Source organism: Photorhabdus cinerea, assembly GCF_011189575.1.
Taxonomy (GTDB): Bacteria; Pseudomonadota; Gammaproteobacteria; order Enterobacterales; family Enterobacteriaceae; genus Photorhabdus; species Photorhabdus cinerea.
Genome location: NZ_PUJW01000003.1, coordinates 47,011 through 64,466, shown reverse-complemented (window position 1 = coordinate 64,466; position 17,456 = coordinate 47,011). Strand labels below are relative to the sequence as shown.

General features: G+C 41.7%; 18 protein-coding genes and 1 other annotated feature. Of the genes, 11 read left to right on the top strand and 7 right to left on the bottom strand.

Annotation, left to right across the window (positions count from 1 at the left end):
- Positions 1-168 precede the first annotated feature (168 nt).
- Positions 169-717, bottom strand: coding sequence for a metal-dependent hydrolase (locus C5469_RS03795; RefSeq protein WP_166302533.1), 549 nt, complete (start codon positions 715-717; stop codon positions 169-171).
- 222 nt (positions 718-939) lie between these two features.
- The gene (hxpB, locus tag C5469_RS03790) at positions 940-1,605 is read right to left on the bottom strand and encodes a hexitol phosphatase HxpB (RefSeq protein WP_166302530.1); all 666 of its coding nucleotides are present in this window, start codon (positions 1,603-1,605) and stop codon (positions 940-942) included.
- A gap of 174 nt (positions 1,606-1,779) precedes the next feature.
- Here hxpB and C5469_RS03785 point away from each other — a divergent pair, with 174 nt between their 5' ends.
- Positions 1,780-2,322, top strand: coding sequence for a YniB family protein (locus C5469_RS03785; RefSeq protein WP_166302527.1), 543 nt, complete (start codon positions 1,780-1,782; stop codon positions 2,320-2,322).
- A gap of 55 nt (positions 2,323-2,377) precedes the next feature.
- On the opposite strand, the gene C5469_RS03780 is transcribed toward C5469_RS03785, so the two are convergent.
- The 5 genes from C5469_RS03780 to C5469_RS03760 form a co-directional block, all read right to left on the bottom strand.
- Positions 2,378-3,247, bottom strand: coding sequence for a fructosamine kinase family protein (locus tag C5469_RS03780; protein ID WP_166302525.1), 870 nt, complete (start codon positions 3,245-3,247; stop codon positions 2,378-2,380).
- A gap of 125 nt (positions 3,248-3,372) precedes the next feature.
- The gene (locus tag C5469_RS03775) at positions 3,373-4,260 is read right to left on the bottom strand and encodes a metal ABC transporter permease (protein WP_166302522.1); all 888 of its coding nucleotides are present in this window, start codon (positions 4,258-4,260) and stop codon (positions 3,373-3,375) included.
- Complete coding sequence (locus C5469_RS03770) at positions 4,257-5,132, bottom strand: metal ABC transporter permease (RefSeq protein ID WP_166302520.1); 876 nt, start codon at positions 5,130-5,132, stop codon at positions 4,257-4,259. Before C5469_RS03770 ends, C5469_RS03775 begins: the two co-directional genes overlap by 4 nt.
- The gene (locus C5469_RS03765; protein ID WP_166302517.1) at positions 5,129-6,025 is read right to left on the bottom strand and encodes a manganese/iron ABC transporter ATP-binding protein; all 897 of its coding nucleotides are present in this window, start codon (positions 6,023-6,025) and stop codon (positions 5,129-5,131) included. Before C5469_RS03765 ends, C5469_RS03770 begins: the two co-directional genes overlap by 4 nt.
- Positions 6,022-6,936 carry a metal ABC transporter substrate-binding protein gene (locus C5469_RS03760; RefSeq protein WP_166302514.1) on the bottom strand — a complete coding sequence of 305 codons (915 nt, stop codon included), beginning with the start codon at positions 6,934-6,936 and terminating at the stop codon, positions 6,022-6,024. Before C5469_RS03760 ends, C5469_RS03765 begins: the two co-directional genes overlap by 4 nt.
- A gap of 230 nt (positions 6,937-7,166) precedes the next feature.
- On the opposite strand from C5469_RS03760, the gene C5469_RS03755 reads away from it, so the two are divergent.
- From C5469_RS03755 to btuD, 10 genes are all read left to right on the top strand, one after another.
- A complete protein-coding gene (locus C5469_RS03755) occupies positions 7,167-7,841 on the top strand; it encodes a transglycosylase SLT domain-containing protein (RefSeq protein WP_166302511.1) in 675 nt (224 codons plus the stop codon).
- 453 nt (positions 7,842-8,294) lie between these two features.
- Positions 8,295-10,223: a threonine--tRNA ligase gene (thrS, locus tag C5469_RS03750; protein WP_166302508.1), complete on the top strand. Its 1,929-nt coding sequence runs from the start codon at positions 8,295-8,297 to the stop codon at positions 10,221-10,223.
- Positions 10,224-10,226: 3 nt separating this feature from the next.
- A complete protein-coding gene (infC, locus tag C5469_RS03745; RefSeq protein ID WP_166302994.1) occupies positions 10,227-10,766 on the top strand; it encodes a translation initiation factor IF-3 in 540 nt (179 codons plus the stop codon).
- A gap of 98 nt (positions 10,767-10,864) precedes the next feature.
- Positions 10,865-11,062, top strand: coding sequence for a 50S ribosomal protein L35 (gene rpmI, locus C5469_RS03740; RefSeq protein WP_006118955.1), 198 nt, complete (start codon positions 10,865-10,867; stop codon positions 11,060-11,062).
- A gap of 42 nt (positions 11,063-11,104) precedes the next feature.
- Positions 11,105-11,461 (top strand): 50S ribosomal protein L20, encoded by a 357-nt coding sequence (gene rplT / locus C5469_RS03735; RefSeq protein WP_166302506.1) that lies wholly within the window; start codon positions 11,105-11,107, stop codon positions 11,459-11,461.
- Between the two features lie 102 nt (positions 11,462-11,563).
- Positions 11,564-11,688, top strand: a sequence feature (Phe leader region).
- Between the two features lie 94 nt (positions 11,689-11,782).
- On the top strand, positions 11,783-12,766 hold the full coding sequence (gene pheS, locus C5469_RS03730) for a phenylalanine--tRNA ligase subunit alpha (protein ID WP_166302503.1): 984 nt from the start codon (positions 11,783-11,785) through the stop codon (positions 12,764-12,766).
- A gap of 14 nt (positions 12,767-12,780) precedes the next feature.
- Positions 12,781-15,168 carry a phenylalanine--tRNA ligase subunit beta gene (gene pheT / locus C5469_RS03725; RefSeq protein WP_166302500.1) on the top strand — a complete coding sequence of 796 codons (2,388 nt, stop codon included), beginning with the start codon at positions 12,781-12,783 and terminating at the stop codon, positions 15,166-15,168.
- Positions 15,169-15,172: 4 nt separating this feature from the next.
- On the top strand, positions 15,173-15,469 hold the full coding sequence (ihfA, locus tag C5469_RS03720; protein ID WP_011146885.1) for an integration host factor subunit alpha: 297 nt from the start codon (positions 15,173-15,175) through the stop codon (positions 15,467-15,469).
- A gap of 69 nt (positions 15,470-15,538) precedes the next feature.
- The gene (btuC, locus tag C5469_RS03715; protein WP_166302497.1) at positions 15,539-16,546 is read left to right on the top strand and encodes a vitamin B12 ABC transporter permease BtuC; all 1,008 of its coding nucleotides are present in this window, start codon (positions 15,539-15,541) and stop codon (positions 16,544-16,546) included.
- An 18-nt stretch (positions 16,547-16,564) separates the two neighbouring features.
- Positions 16,565-17,341: a vitamin B12 ABC transporter ATP-binding protein BtuD gene (gene btuD, locus C5469_RS03710; protein ID WP_166302991.1), complete on the top strand. Its 777-nt coding sequence runs from the start codon at positions 16,565-16,567 to the stop codon at positions 17,339-17,341.
- Positions 17,342-17,456 lie beyond the last annotated feature (115 nt).

Here is a 17,456-nt window from a genome sequence, read left to right as displayed (position 1 = left end):
AATTAGTTAGGTAATAAGCTGTATTGAATCGTGTAAGTTTGTAAACGAACACATTACAACAAGCAGTTGGGGAACATAATATCAGCTTAAATTATTCCTATTTATAACTAGATCGAATTTGATATAACAAATGTAATAATTAAGATTTAGTTTTAGTCAATCAGGGCATTAAAAATAGAGTTCCTTGATGCAATCTATATAAAAAAATATGGAGTATTTAATGTGTTCTGGTAGGAAAATGGCGATAGCGATCAATAGAACAGAAATAAATCTTTCTGCTTTCTTGTTTCCCTGCTTGCCAAGCACAGGTAGGCGAAAACGTATCTTTATTGGCCATAATAACGGTACACCAGCGGGAGTCAGCATATCTGCAATCAGATGACTGAGATAGCCAACAATCATGGCATGGAAAAAATCAGTTGGGATAAGCCACTCTTCTGGTATTTTCAGCCAAAATAAGGCAACACCTAATACGAGGGCAAGGAGACTATGAGTAAATCCTCTGTGCCCACATAATTTGGCGATTGGTATGGAGATAAACCTGAATAATTTACCCAGGGTTGAATTTGGGTGATCTATATCTGGTAACAATGCGGTGAGAAGCACTCCTGGTAGCATATGTAACCAGTCACCATTAGCTATTTCTGGTGTTATTTTGAGTTTTTGCGCCAGAATAATGCTGGCAACTGAAAATAAAAGATGCCCTTCCGCGGTCATAAATTCCTCTGACTGGTGACTGTCTATCCATACAGTGGGCGAGTATAGTGGGTTTTATGCGGGTAAGATAGAGGGTGAAAAACAAAAATATGTTATTTATTAATAAATAACATTAATATTTAATCAAGTTTTTATTTGACAGAATAAGATATAAGCACTAAGGCTGCTATGTGAACAATCAAGAACTGCCATCTGAACAGATAATAGCAGTTAAAGTCATAGTCAAACGATATCCGTTACATTTAGTTGTTCGAGTGTATGCAGTTTAATATCAGCTAATGCCCAACGTGGATCATTGAAATGATGAGCTGATGGTACAACGATTGAACGCATTCTCGCTGCTTTTGTTGCTATCATTCCATTAAATGAAGCTTCTAAAGCTACACAATTTACTGGGGCAACCCCCAGTTGTTCAGCAGAGCGTAAATAAACTTCGGGATTGGGTTTACTATGAGGTAATTTGGCAGCCGAAACGACAGTATTGAAATAATGACGCAAGTTGAACATTTTTAACACTTGTTCCAACATATATTGTGGGGAAGCTGAGGCTAGGCCGATTTTCAATTCCTGTTCACGGCAAAGGCTTAAAGCATGTTCAGTGCCTGGGAGTAAAGGGCGGTTTTCTTTTATCAAATTGATAACGTGGTCGATAATCCGCTGTTCTACTTCTGATTTCGGTACACCTTGCCACGGAGAAGCTTGGTACCATAGCTCTACAATATGGTCAATACGTAGTCCAAGAGTATCTGGTAGTTTTTCCGCCAAAGATAGATCCAAGCCTAATTCACTGAATACTTTTTTCTCTCCTTGGGTCCAATAGGGTTCAGAGTCAATCAGCAAACCGTCCAGATCAAAAATGGCTGCTTTTATTGGTAAATGAAAGGACATTCGCATCTCCCACTGGTTATATAGTTAGCGAAAACTGATTGTAGCAATCCTGATAGATGAAATCTTTTTCTTATTGGGAACATGGTAAGAAATGCTTAGTTAATTAAATATAAAGTTAAATTTAATGACTGATGGGCTATGATTAGACAAAAATTATTACTACGAGGGATATTGATGACTTACCAGAAAGCTGGATATATCGCTATTATTAAGCGAGTCTTAGGTTGGGTGATTTTTATTCCGGCACTTTTATCGACTATCGTTTCTGTGATCAATCTTGTTTGGCAGCAAGGTATTAAAGGTGATGGCATCAATGCTGTTTTGGATGATTTTCTGAAAATGATGGCGGAAATGGTGCGTTTCAATACTCCATTCTTGGATTTTTTCTGGAAAAATTCGCCAACGCCTGATCTTTGGGTTGATTTTACAGGATCAACTCTTGGTTTTTTGATTATCTATTTCCTTATTTTTGTTGGTCTCGCTATGAGTGCATCTGGTCAACGTATGTATAGGCAAGTAAAGTTTATACGTGAAAATATTGAAGATCAGCTTATTCTTGAAAGAGCTAAAGGTAGCGATGGTCTGACAAGAGAGCAGATTGAATCAAGAATTAAACTTCCTCATCATACACTGTTCAGTCAGATTTATATCTTATATATTTCACCGGTAATTATCGGTGTAATCGCTTATTTTATACTAGGAATTTTAGGTTGGTAAGTTCTCCGATGATTATAGCTGCGGAATAAAATGTTTTCGCAGCTTGATTAGTTACTTATTGGCTATCTTCGGCCAGAATGTTATCGATAATGTTTTGAGCTGCAGCAAAATTATCACCACCAAACAGGTTGCACCGGTTAAGTAAGTAGTAGAGTTGGTATACAGGTTGTCGCTCAATGAAGTTGATGGGGAGTGGCCATACGCTCTGATAGCCATCAAAGATTTGCATTGGTAGGTCTGAGTATAATGGTAACATAGCGAAATCACATTCACGATCTCCCCAATAACAGGCTGGGTCGAAAACAACTGCATGATCATCTAGAGAAGCACAATTGGCTGGCCAGAGATCTCCATGTAAGAGAGAGGGTTGTGGATGGTGATGTTGGAGTTTGTTACTTACAGCTTGAACGATATTATCAATATGACCAAATATCATGTCTTTTTCTGCCGCAATCTGTAATTGCCAACCAACCCTTTTCTCCGCATAAAATTGATGCCAACGACGTTGCCAGCCATTTGGTTGTGGTGTTGTTGCTAGCATATTGTCAAAATCAAAGCCGAATTGAGGTTGTTCACTCCATTGATGAAGTGCGGCCAGTTGTTGGCCGAAACAGTAGGCACTGTGAGGATCAAAAGATTTTAAAGGCAGAAATTCAAGCAATAAAAAACTATGATCACGATCACTGCCAATACCATAAACAGCCGGGACACGGATAGTTTGGCTGCGTGCCAATAGTTCAAGTTGTTCTGATTCTGCTTTGAAGACAGGAAGCATTTCCCTCATGTTAGATTTGACAAAAATTTGCCTTTCTCCATGAACGACTCGCCAGGATTGATGGATATCGCCTCCGACTAACTCGGTTTTATCGCGAATTTCGGCAACACCGAAATGCTCATTCAACAAACGATTTACTGCTTGCCACATGGTTCACCTCTCTACGCCCTTAATCACTTTATAAACAATTAACAATTATAGTCAGAGAAAATATATGATCAGGTAAAAAAGATGATTAACGGGGTTATATCTCAAAACGGATATAACCCTTTTTGTTATTGATTGGGTTCGTTAGAGATCTTCAGAGAAACTTGATGCGTTTTATGTTTGGATTTTATTCTTGCCAGTTTTATTTGACTGTAAGCCAATGCCAGTGTAAAGAAAATAGCTTGGACAATAACAATACACGGGCCTGTTGCTCCATCAATGTGGAAACTAATAAGTGTACCAAGAACACAGGAACTGACTGATGCAATAATAGCGACAATTAACATTCGATCAAAGCTGCGGCATAACGTGAAAGCGATAATTCCCGGCGATATCAACATTGCAATGACTAAAATCATTCCTACAGCCTGTAAGGAGGCGACAATCGTCATTGCTAGCAGGCAAAGCAAGCCGTAATGTAAAAATTTAACAGGCAATCCCACTACACGCGCTTGATTAGGATCAAAGCAGTAAAGCATGAAATCTTTGCGTTTCAGCAGTACCACCACCATGGTAATACAGGTGATCCATAATGTTTGATTCAATTCATCTTTGGTTATCCCTAACATATTACCAAACAAAATGTGAGTGAGATGCTGGTCGGTATCCATTCGGGCAAAAAGAACCAGACCAAAAGCGAACATACCAGAAAAGACAATTCCCATAACAGTATCTTCTTTTATTCGGCTGTGTTCTTTCAGATATCCTGTTGCGAAAGCACAAAAAATACCAGAAAGAAATGCGCCAATAGCCAGTGGTATCCCGGCAGCAAAAGCCAGAACAATTCCTGGTAATACTGCATGAGAGATAGCATCACCCATTAACGACCAGCCTTTAAGTACCAGATAGCAAGAAAGCATCGCACACACTGCGCCTGTTACAATAGCTGCGAATATTGCCCGCTGCATGAACGGAAACATAAATGGTTCAATGATTAGTTGAATCAACTCATTCATGATTGCGTCTCCTGAGCCAATGCCGAGGATTCTTTTCTGGCACGTATACGAGAAGCTAATAGCCCGTGTTTTGGTGCAAAGAAGAACGCTAATAAGAAAATAACTGTTTGAAGTGTGACGATGACACCACCGGTGGCACCATTAAGAAAGAAGCTTAGGTAAGCACCAAATGCACTGGTTAGGGAACCAATAGCAATTGCAATTATTAATAGGTGCTTAAAACGATCAGTCAGCAAATAAGCCGTTGCTCCTGGAGTTACTACCATTGCGATCACTAGAATGGCGCCAACAGTTTGTAAAGCTGCAACTGTACATGCGCTCAATAAAGTAAAAAAAATAATTTTCATCCTCAAGGGCGATAGGCCAATAGAACGTGCATGGGTTTCATCAAAGAACACGACGAGTAAATCTTTCCAGATAAACATTAACACGATAAATGAAACTGCAATAATGATTTCAACCTGAAGAACATCTTCATCAGCGATACCAAGAATATTGCCGAGAATAATGGTTTGTACGTTAACAGATGTTGGATTAAGAGAAACGATTAATAAGCCGGCAGCAAAGAAGGTAGAAAATATAAACCCGATCACCGCATCTTCACGTAAGCGAGTAATATGACGAACCAGAGTCATCGACAGGGCTGCCAGCATACCAGTAAAAAAAGCGCCACCAGCATAGGGAAGACCCAGTGCGTAAGCACCGGCAACACCAGGCACAACTGAGTGAGAAAGAGCATCTCCCATCAATGACCAGCCTTTTAACATCAGATAGGCGGAAAGAAAAGCACAGACGGCACCGACAATAGCGCTGACCCAGATGGCTTTCACCATGTAGTTATAGTGAAAAGGTTGCAGCAAAAGTTCTATCATGGTTGGCGTTTCTCCTTTTGCTGAGTTTGCCGCGGCGGAACATGGTGGTTATGACCATAAAACACTGCCGCGCGTTCATCATCAGTAATGACAGTCAGAGAACGTGGGTCATCATCATCATGTAATTCTGGTCCGGATAGATTGATATGGCGGAGTACTCCACCAAAAGTCCTTTCTAAATTCTTTTGGGTGAATGTTGTTTCTGTTGGGCCACTTGCCAGAACAGTTCGGTTGATCAGGATAACATGGTCACAGAATTCAGGCACACTACCAAGGTTGTGTGTTGAAACCAGAACCAGATGGCCCTCATCACGTAAATCACACAGTAAGTCAATGATGGCATTCTCTGTTTTTACATCAACACCGGTGAACGGTTCATCTAGTAACAGAACTTTACCTTCCTGAGCCAAGGCCCTTGCAAGAAAAACCCGTTTTTTTTGTCCGCCTGAAAGTTCACCAATCTGCCGGTTGCGTAGAGCAGTTAAGCCAACACGTTCAAGCGCTTCATCAACAGCTTGGTGATCTTTTTTACCTGGGATTCTCAGGAATCCCATTTTGCCGTAGCGACCCATCATAACAACATCGGAAACCAGTACTGGAAAGTTCCAGTCAACTTCTTCTGTCTGGGGTACATATGCAATGATATTTTTCTTTAAAGCACTTTTGACAGGCATATCGCTCAGGGTAACTTTCCCTTGGGATGGGTTTAGTAGGCCCATAATAGTCTTAAACAATGTGGACTTACCACTACCGTTAATGCCAACTAACGCACAGATAGTACCGCCAGTGATAGAAAAACTTGCGTCATAAATAGCGGTGTGACCGTTGTTATAAGTCACAGTGGCATCATCAACCACTAAATGAGGATGTTCAAACGGCTTACTGCAATTCATTGATTAAATCCTTTTGCTATTGTATCTACTGTTTTGTTCAACAAATCGATATATGTTGGTACTGGGCCGTTACTACTGGAGAGTGAGTCTACATAAAGAACACCACCATAACGGGCATCAGTTTCTTTACTGACTTGCTTGGCTGGTTTATCAGAAATTGTACTTTCGCTGAATACAACTGGGATTTTATTTGCTCTTACCGTATCAATGACATAACGAACTTGTTGTGGTGAGCCTTGTTCTTCTGCATTGATTGGCCACAGATAAACTTCCTTGAATTGATAATCCTTGGCCAGATAGCTAAAAGCTCCTTCACTGGTAACTAGCCAACGCTGATCCTGTGGAATACGGGAAAGACGCTCTCTCAGCGGAGAATCCAATTTGGCGATTTTTTCAGCATAGGCTTTGGCATTCCCATTATAGATTTCTGCATTTTCAGGATCATATTTCACAAATGCTTTGCGAATATTTTCAATATAGACTAAAGCGTTTGTTGGTGACATCCATGCGTGAGGGTTAGGATTCCCGTTATAAGGCCCTTCACGGATAGGTAATGGTAGAATGCCGTCAGTAATAACAACTGCGGGTATGTCTTTTAGGTTTTCAAAGAAACGCTCGAACCAACGCTCTAGGTTCAATCCATTCCACAGGATCAAGTCAGCACGTTGGGATTTAATAATATCTTTGGGGGTAGGTTGATAATCATGGATTTCAGCGCCTGGTTTAGTAATTGATTCAACAATTGCGGCATCACCTGCTACATTTTGTGCTATATCCTGAATGATAGTAAAGGTGGTGACGACTTTGAATTTTTTGGTGGCAGATGCCTGCTGGCTAAATAAAACTATAGATAGGAGAATCAAAGTCATTCCCAGTATGGGGGACGGGAGCAGAGAATGTTTTTTCTTCATGAGTTCAAGCCTTACTTGTTATAAGTATATATGATAACGATTATCAATATCATTTAAGTAAAGTCAAGATTATAAAATTCGGAAACATAGACTATCGCAATAATTAAGCAATAGTCATTCCATGTGATATGAACACGAATAGAGTTAAAAGTTAAGTAAAAATATTTTTGGGTTATAAACGAAATTGTATATGCTGCGCTTTAATAAATCTGATCCAGAGGATTATTAAGGTGAAATCAAGATTCAGCTTTGCAGTACTGATTGTGTTGTTAGTCGGTTGTGCTGAAAAGAATGCCCAGCAAACCAATCTCGGCAAACAACCTAGTCAGCAACGCATGCTTAGTGGTGGTACGGCTAACACAGTTAATTTTCCTGCTAACTTCCCTCCGACACCTTTTGATACATTTATTCAGCAGGCATCTAATCGGTATAGTGTTGATGAAACGCTTATCAGAGCGATTATTCAAGTTGAATCAGGTTTTCGTCCTGATGCAGTCAGTAAATCGAATGCAATTGGTCTTATGCAGATTAAAGCATCAACAGCAGGACGAGATGTATATCGGCAGAAGGGGCGTTCTGGTCAACCGACAACTCGTGAGTTGAAAGATCCTAAAACCAATATTGATCTTGGTGCTGCTTATATCAGCATCCTGAAAGAACAGCATCTGGCAGGTATCGATAACCCTGAAACTCTCTACTATGCCACTATCGTTGCTTACGTAAATGGCGCAGGTGCTCTTTTACGTACTTTTAGTACAGATCGCCAGTTAGCTGTTAATAAAATAAACCGTATGACACCGGATGAGTTTTATCAGCATATTCAGGATAATCATCCGGCAGCCCAGGCTCCACGCTATTTGTGGAAAGTGAAAAATGCTTATCGTTCACTGACAGCGGTAGAATAACGGGCTGAGTAAAATGGTGATTCATTTCTAACACTCCCAATTTCTAATATTGGGTTGAGATTACATTGTTGTCAGGATAGTTGTCACAAATATTGGCGGCTACTCTTAACATTGATTTTAATATCAAACTCACGGTATTTATCCAATTCTACAACAAGAGCAGAGTGCGGGGTTTTTTAGCGTAGCCATGATCGTGTTATTAACATACGGATTATTAACTTTTTATACCCTTTGATTTTCTGACTAAACATAGCAGTGACCTGAATGTTTGTTAGTGGTATATTTTCATGGTGTTTAGGTATCAAAGGCAGTCACTTTTTATATTGTGCACCAATTTTAGTACCAAACGTTAATGGATTGACTAGATAATAATTTAAATCGTTATTTTAGTTGAATATCAAACTCCTTCAAGTGACCTTTCGTGGGGGTCACCACTGTAGATAAGGATTTTAAATGCCTGTTATTACCCTTCCTGACGGTAGCCAACGCCAGTTTGACCGTGCTGTTTCTGTAATGGATATTGCCTGTGACATTGGTCCAGGTTTAGCGAAAGCATGTATTGCTGGCCGCGTAAATGGTGAGCTGGTGGATACCTGTGAATTAATCGATTCAGATGCAAATCTTGCCATCATCACCTGTAAAGATGAAGCAGGGTTGGAAATTATCCGCCATTCATGCGCACATCTGCTAGGACATGCGATCAAACAATTATGGCCAGATACTAAAATGGCTATCGGTCCAGTTATTGATAATGGTTTCTACTATGATGTTGATCTTGGCCGTGCCCTGACGCAGGAAGATATTGAACTGCTTGAAAAACGCATGTTGGAACTTGCCAAAAAAGACTATGATGTCATCAAGAAAAAGGTAAGTTGGCAAGAGGCTCGTGATACGTTCGCTGCTCGTGGTGAAGATTACAAGGTACAGATTTTGGATGAAAACATTGGTCGTGGTGATCATCCTGGTTTGTACAATCATGAAGAATATGTTGATATGTGCCGTGGCCCACATGTGCCAAATATGCGTTTCTGTCATCATTTTAAATTGCAGAAAGTTGCAGGAGCATACTGGCGTGGGAATAGCAATAATAAAATGTTGCAACGTATATATGGTACTGCATGGGCTGATAAGAAACAGCTCAATACTTATTTGCAACGCTTGGAAGAAGCTGCCAAACGTGACCATCGTAAAATAGGTAAACAATTAGATCTGTACCACATGCAGGAGGAAGCTCCGGGCATGGCATTCTGGCATAACGATGGCTGGACTATTTTTCGTGAGCTAGAAACTTTTGTGCGTACCAAACTGAAAGAATACCAGTACCAAGAAGTTAAAGGTCCATTTATGATGGACCGTGTGATGTGGGAAAGAACGGGGCACTGGGAAAACTATGGTGAGCATATGTTTACCACTTCTTCAGAGAACCGTGAATACTGCGTTAAACCAATGAATTGCCCTGGGCATATTCAGATTTTCAACCAAGGTTTGAAATCTTATCGTGATTTGCCTTTACGCATGGCTGAATTCGGTAGCTGTCACCGTAATGAACCTTCAGGTGCATTACATGGTTTGATGCGTGTTCGTGGTTTTACCCAAGATGATGCTCATATCTTCTGCACAGAAGAGCAAATTCATCGGGAAGTTAGCAACTGTATTAAGATGGTGTACGACGTTTACAGTACTTTTGGTTTTGAAAAAATTGTTGTGAAGTTGTCAACTCGGCCGGAAAAACGTATCGGTACTGAAGAACAGTGGAATCAAGCGGAAGAAGCTTTGGCAGCTGCACTGCAAGAAAACAGTGTTCAATTTGAATATCAGCCAGGTGAAGGTGCCTTCTACGGACCTAAAATTGAATTTACTTTGTATGATTGTTTGGATCGTGCGTGGCAATGTGGTACTGTACAGCTTGATTTTTCACTACCAGGTCGTTTGAGTGCGTCCTACGTAGGTGAAAACAATGAACGTAAGGTTCCTGTAATGATTCACCGTGCGATTCTGGGTTCACTGGAACGGTTTATCGGTATCCTGACTGAGGAATATGCGGGTTTCTTCCCGACATGGATTGCTCCACAGCAAGTAGTAGTGATGAATATCACTGACAGTCAGGCTGATTATGTACAGGAATTAGCAAAAAAACTTCAAGAATCTGGCATCCGTGCAAAAGCAGACTTGAGAAACGAGAAGATTGGCTTTAAAATCCGTGAACATACTCTGCGTCGTGTACCTTATATGCTTGTCTGTGGTGAAAAAGAGGTCGAATCAGGAAAAATTTCTGTTCGTACCCGCCGCGGTAAAGATCTGGGTAGTATCGGCGTTAATGAGTTCATTGAGAAACTGCTTATAGAAATACGCAGTCGTAAGCTTCATCAATTGGAGGAATAAAGTATTAAAGGCGGAAAAAGAATTCAAACGGCGCGTCCTAATCGCATTAATGGAGAGATTCGCGCTTCTGAAGTTCGTTTAACAGGTTTAGATGGCGAGCAGATTGGTATTGTCAGTCTGAGAGAAGCTCTTGAAAAAGCTGAGGAAGTGGGTGTTGATTTGGTTGAGATCAGCCCAAATGCCGAGCCGCCGGTTTGCCGTATCATGGACTACGGCAAGTTCCTCTATGAGAAGAGTAAGTCAATCAAAGAACAGAAGAAGAAACAAAAGGTTATTCAGGTTAAGGAAATTAAATTCCGTCCTGGTACCGATGAAGGCGACTATCAGGTCAAACTACGCAACCTGATTCGTTTTCTGGAAGATGGCGATAAAGCCAAAATCACTCTGCGTTTCCGCGGACGTGAAATGGCGCATCAGCAGATTGGTGTCGAAATGCTCAACCGTATTCGCGACGATCTGGATGAACTGGCGGTAGTTGAATCATTCCCTTCGAAGATAGAAGGCCGTCAGATGATCATGGTGCTCGCTCCTAAGAAGAAATAGTTAGGCAAGCAAGTAATAAGCTCCAGTCGGTCTTATCTGGTTGGGGCTTGTTCGCCTGACTAATTCGTTGTAATTAACAATGCGAAGTGGAAATTAAAATGCCAAAGATTAAAACAGTACGCGGCGCCGCTAAACGCTTTAAAAAAACTGCAAGTGGTGGTTTTAAGCGTAAGCACGCTAACCTTCGTCACATTCTGACTAAGAAATCAACTAAGCGTAAACGTCATTTACGTCCAAAGGGCATGGTCTCCAAAGGGGATCTGGGCCTGGTTGTTGCTTGTCTGCCATACGCATAAGCAATTTTTTAGATTAGAACTCAGAGACGATAGGAGAAGTATATGGCTCGCGTAAAACGTGGTGTTGTCGCCCGTGCACGTCACAAGAAAATTTTAAAGCAAGCGAAAGGTTACTACGGTGCTCGTTCGCGCGTTTACCGTGTTGCCTTCCAGGCAGTAATCAAAGCAGGACAGTACGCTTACCGTGACCGTCGTCAGCGTAAACGTCAGTTCCGTCAACTGTGGATTGCACGTATCAACGCTGCTGCGCGTCAGAATGGTCTGTCTTATAGCCGTTTCATCAATGGCTTGAAGAAGGCATCTATTGAAATTGACCGTAAGATCTTGGCTGATATCGCTGTATTTGACAAAGCAGCGTTTGCTGCTTTGGTTGAAAAAGCAAAAGGCGCTCTGGCATAAGCTAGGGTGGTAAGAGGGAGCATCGCTCCCTCTTTTACTTTTGTTCAAAAATGTGGCTTACTAGCGTGTCGCTGTCAGGAAAAATACCATTTTGAGAGAACCAATATTATGTTTTTCGCTTTTTTTCGTTTCTTTTTTTACTTTAGCGCCTGAATTCAGGAGGCTTTGCGCGTAAGAAAAGAAACGAAAAGTTGCGCCTGAGCCTCCGTTGTGGAGGCTTTTTTGTTTTTATCACGATAAAAACAGAGACAGGCATATAGGGTCATTAAGTTATTAACGATAATTATTAGCAGGCCGTTAGGCCAAAGGAAGAGGAAAACGATGCCACATCTCGCTGAGCTGGTTGCAAAAGCAAAAGCAGCCGTAGAAGATGCCCAAGATGTTGCTGCGTTGGATTTGGTGCGTGTTGAATATTTAGGCAAAAAAGGCCATTTAACCCTCCAAATGTCATCGCTGCGTGATCTGCCGGCCGAAGAACGTCCAGCCGCAGGGGCTGTTATTAATCAAGCTAAGCAGGCAGTTCAAGAAGCTCTGAATGCCCGTAAAGAAAAACTGGAAACTGATGTCTTGAATTCCCGTCTGTCAGCAGAAAAGATTGATGTATCACTGCCAGGTCGCCGGATGGAAAATGGTGGGTTACATCCGGTTAACCGTACAATAGAGCGTATTGAAACTTTCTTTGGTGAATTAGGTTTTTCTGTAGAATCAGGCCCTGAAATTGAAGATGATTATTACAACTTTGATGCATTGAATATTCCTGCGCATCATCCTGCCCGAGCTGATCATGATACGTTTTGGTTTGATGCTAAACGTCTATTGCGTACTCAGACTTCAGGTGTGCAAGTTAGGACTATGCATAACCAACAGCCACCAATTCGCGTTATTGCACCAGGCCGTGTATATCGCAATGACTACGACCAGACGCACACTCCCATGTTCCATCAGGTGGAAGGTTTGGTTATTGACAGAGGTATCAGTTTTACCAATCTGAAAGGAACATTGCACGATTTCTTAACTAATTTCTTTGAAGAGGATTTGCAGATCCGTTTCCGCCCATCTTACTTTCCATTTACAGAACCTTCGGCGGAAGTTGACGTGATGGGTAAAAATGGCAAATGGCTAGAAGTGTTGGGTTGCGGTATGGTTCACCCTAATGTATTGAATAATGTTGGTCTTGATCCTGAAATCTATTCTGGCTTCGCTTTCGGCATGGGGGTAGAACGTCTAACAATGTTACGTTACGGTGTAACGGATCTGCGTGCGTTCTTCGAAAATGATCTGCGTTTTCTCAAACAGTTTAAATAAGGCGGGAGTATCTCATGAAATTCAGTGAACTCTGGTTACGCGAATGGGTAAATCCAGCCATTAGCAGTGAAGAATTATCTGACCAAATGACCATGCTTGGTCTGGAAGTTGATGGCATGGAGGCAGTAGCCGGTCAATTCCATGGTGTGGTTATTGGTGAAGTTGTTGAATGTGCCCAGCATCCGAATGCGGATAAGTTGCGGGTAACAAAAGTGAATGTGGGTGGTGAACGCCTGCTGGATATCGTTTGCGGTGCTCCGAATTGTCGTCAGGGATTGAAAGTTGCTGTAGCAACTGTGGGAGCTGTGCTACCGGGTGATTTCAAAATCAAAGCGGCTAAACTGCGCGGTGAGCCTTCTGAAGGGATGCTGTGTTCTTTCTCTGAACTAGGTATTTCAGAAGACCATGACGGTATTATTGAATTACCAACTGATGCACCTTTAGGTGTTGCTCTGCGTGAATATCTGAAGTTAGATGACAGCATAATTGAAATTAGTATTACACCTAACCGTGCTGACTGCCTGAGTATCATTGGCGTTGCACGTGATGTAGCAGTCGCTAATAAAATTTCATTATTTGAACAGCAAATTGAAGCAGTAAAACCGACAACAGATGCTGCCTTCCCTATTCGTGTTGAAGTGACAGAAGCATGCCCACGTTACTTGGGTAGGGTAATTAAGAAAATTAATGTGAAAGCGGCAACGCCACTGTGGATGCGTGAAAAATTGCGCCGTGGTGGTATCCGTTCCATCGATCCGATAGTCGATGTGACTAACTATGTGTTACTTGAATTGGGTCAACCATTGCATGCGTTTGATTTGGAACGTCTAAATGGTTCAGTCACTGTACGCATGGCGAAACAGGATGAAAAATTGGTGCTACTGGATGGTACAGAAGCCAACCTTTCTACTGATACTCTAGTTATTTCTGATGAAAAACAAGCTGTTGCAATGGCAGGTATTTTTGGCGGTGAACATTCCGGTGTGAATGAAGAAACCCAAAATATTTTACTTGAGTGTGCATTTTTTTCACCTTTGGCGATTGCTGGTCGCGCTCGTCGTTATGGCTTACATACCGACGCTTCTCATCGTTATGAGCGTGGCATTGATCCTCAATTGCAGCACAAAGCGATGGAGAGGGCGACCCAATTACTGATCGATATTTGTGGTGGTGAAGCCGGTCCAATCATTGATGCTACTGATGAGTCTCAATTGCCAAAACCAGCGACAATCACTCTGCGTCGTGAAAAGCTGGATCGTTTAATTGGCCATCATGTGCCTGATGAACAAGTTGGTGACATCCTGACCCGTTTAGGTTGTAAAGTCACTACGCAAGAAAATTGTTGGCAGGCGGTTGTACCAAGTTGGCGCTTTGATCTGGAAATTGAAGAAGATCTGGTTGAAGAAGTTGCCCGTATCTACGGTTACAACAATATTCCAGATGTACCGATGCGTGCAGATCTTGTCATGAAAAAACACCGTGAAGCGGATCTTTCCCTGAAACGTGTTAAAACAATGCTCGTCGATAGAGGTTATCAGGAAGCGATTATTTACAGCTTTGTTGATCCTAAAATTCAGGCACTGTTACATCCACAGCAACACGTGCTGATGCTACCTAACCCAATTTCAGCGGATATGTCAGCAATGCGTTTATCTTTGTTGACTGGTTTGCTAACAACGGTGGTATATAACCAGAACCGTCAGCAAAACCGTGTGCGCTTGTTTGAAACTGGCTTGCGTTTTGTTCCTGATGAAAATGCGGAACAGGGTATTCGCCAGGAACTGGTGTTAGGGGGAGTTATCACCGGTAATCGTTTTGAAGAGCATTGGTCACTAGAAAAACAGTCTGTTGATTTCTTCGATATGAAAGGCGATTTGGAAGCTGTACTGGAATTGACTGGAAAGTTATCTAAGATTTCTTTTAGAGCAGATGTAAATCCTGCATTGCACCCAGGTCAAAGCGCCGGAATTTATCTGGAAAATGAATATATCGGATACATTGGTGTTGTTCACCCAGAATTGGAGCGCAAACTTGATTTAAATGGCCGTACCGTGGTATTCGAAGTGCTCTGGAATAAGTTGGCAGACTGCGTGATTCCTGACGCGAAAGAGATTTCACGCTTCCCGTCAAACCGTCGTGATATCGCAATTGTGGTGCCTGAAAATGTTGCAGCAGAAGATGTTTTGTTTGAATGTAAGAAAGTTGGCGTAAATCATATAGTTGGCATAAACTTGTTTGACGTGTATTGTGGTAAAGGTGTAGCAGAGGGTCATAAGAGCCTCGCTATAAGTTTTATCTTGCAGGATACCGCGCGTACACTGGAAGAAGAAGAGATTGCTGCAACCGTTAGTAAATGTGTTGCAGTACTAAAACAGCGATTCCAAGCATCCTTGAGGGACTGAACCTATGGCGCTTACTAAAGCTGAAATGTCAGAAAATCTGTTTGAGAAACTGGGGATTAGCAAACGTGATGCTAAAGATCTAGTTGAATTGTTCTTTGAAGAAGTGCGTCGTTCTTTGGAGAATGGTGAGCAGGTAAAATTGTCTGGATTTGGCAACTTTGATTTACGGGATAAAAACCAACGTCCGGGACGTAATCCTAAGACTGGTGAAGATATTCCGATTACAGCTCGCCGAGTAGTGACATTCCGTCCTGGTCAGAAGTTAAAAAGCAGGGTTGAGAAAGCCACACCTAAGGAATAATCAAATCAAAAAGGCCGCACTAATAGCGGCCTTTTTCTTAAAATATCTTCTCTTATGAGCTGATGTCCAATGCAACCCACCCATTCCATTGCTGAATTAGTGATTCGTCAGAAAAGACGTGATTATCGTTTTCTGGCAATTCTTACTTGTTTATTTTTGTTTGTTTGTTTTCTTTCACTTTGTGCAGGGGAAAATTGGATATGGCCTGATAAGTGGTTTTCTGAAACAGGTCGGTTGTTTGTGTGGCAATTACGTTTTCCTCGTGTATTGGCTGTAGTCGCTGTGGGTGCAAGTTTGACTGTGGCTGGTGCGATAATGCAGGCATTGTTTGAAAATCCGCTGGCTGAACCAGGGCTACTAGGGATCAGCAATGGTGCTGGTGTTGTTGTTGTGTTTCTGGTGCTGATGTTTCACGGTATTGCTCCATTCTGGCTGTTGAGTACTGGAGCTGTGTTGGGAGCACTTATTGTCACAATGATATTGTTGATCTTTTCAAGAAAGCGTCACTTGAATAATGCCCGTTTGTTGTTAGTGGGGGTCGCTTTTGGTGTTGTTTCTGGTGCTCTGATGACATGGATGGTCTATTTTAGTACCAGTATGGATTTGCGCCAGCTAATGTATTGGATGATGGGTAGTTTCAGTGGAATAGACTGGCGACAGCAATGGTTGGTAGTCGCTTTATTTCCTTTGATTATTTGGCTGAGTAGTCAAGGAAAAGTGCTTAATTTCCTTTCATTGGGAGAAATACAGGCTCATCAGTTAGGTATCTCGCTTTATTATTGGCGGAATTTATTTGTACTCGCTGTTGGATTGTTGGTGGGGTTAAGCGTTGCACTTGCCGGGACAATCAGCTTTATCGGCTTAGTTATTCCACATATTCTGCGTTTATGCGGTTTGACAGATTATAAAACACTACTGCCTGCATGTGTTCTGGCAGGGGGGTATGGGTTATTGCTGGCTGATTTGCTTTCCCGCCTCAGTCTGACTAATGCAGAAGTGCCGATTGGTGTTGTGACAGCCACATTGGGGGCACCGGTGTTCATTTGGTTATTATTAAAAGTCAGAGACTGGAGTTAAAAAGTGAATCAAGTGCAAATGACCCGTCAATTGATGACTCTCAGGCAGATATCAATCCAAACTCGATTAGTATCGCTGACAGCATCAATACAACAAGGTGAACAAATACATCTTATTGGGCCGAATGGTTCAGGAAAGAGTACGCTATTAGCTTGTATGGCAGGTATTTTGCCGTATAGCGGCAAAATCTATTTGCAACAAAGGTGTCTCAGTGAATATAGCCCCCGCGAATTAGCACGTCATAGAGCATGGTTGAGTCAGCAGGTTGTTTCTGTACCAATAATGCCGGTTTTTCAATATTTGCAGCTGTATTTAACACCTTCTCCGGTTAATTATGATGATGTACTGTCAGAGTTATGTTCCTTTTTTAAGTTAGGAACGCTTCTGGAGACACCGGTAGGGAGATTATCTGGTGGTGAATGGCAACGAGTTCGATTAACGGGGGTTTTTTTGCAAGTTTGGTCATCAATCAATCTGGAGGGAAAACTATTACTCTTGGATGAGCCTACTAATAACCTCGATATCGCTCAGGTAGCAGCGCTTGATCTGTTAGTGAAAAAATTCTGTGAACATGGTGGCTCCGTAGTCATGAGTGGTCATGATCTTAACCATAGCTATGATAGAGCTGATCGTATCTGGTTGCTTGCCGATGGGCAATTGGTTGCAGATGGAAAACCAGACGAGGTAATGAAAGAAAATACGCTATCTAAAGTTTTTGCCGCTGATATCAAATGCGTATCTGAGAAGACATATAAATATTGGCGGGTTTTTCTACCTGATTATAATTCAGTCTGATGTATGCCATAGTGAATTTTATTGTTTTGATAGCTTTATTTCCATTTAATTTGCTAAATCTGTGCCTGCGTTGATGATTCGTTAAAATATAGTCATCTAATATATCATTATATTA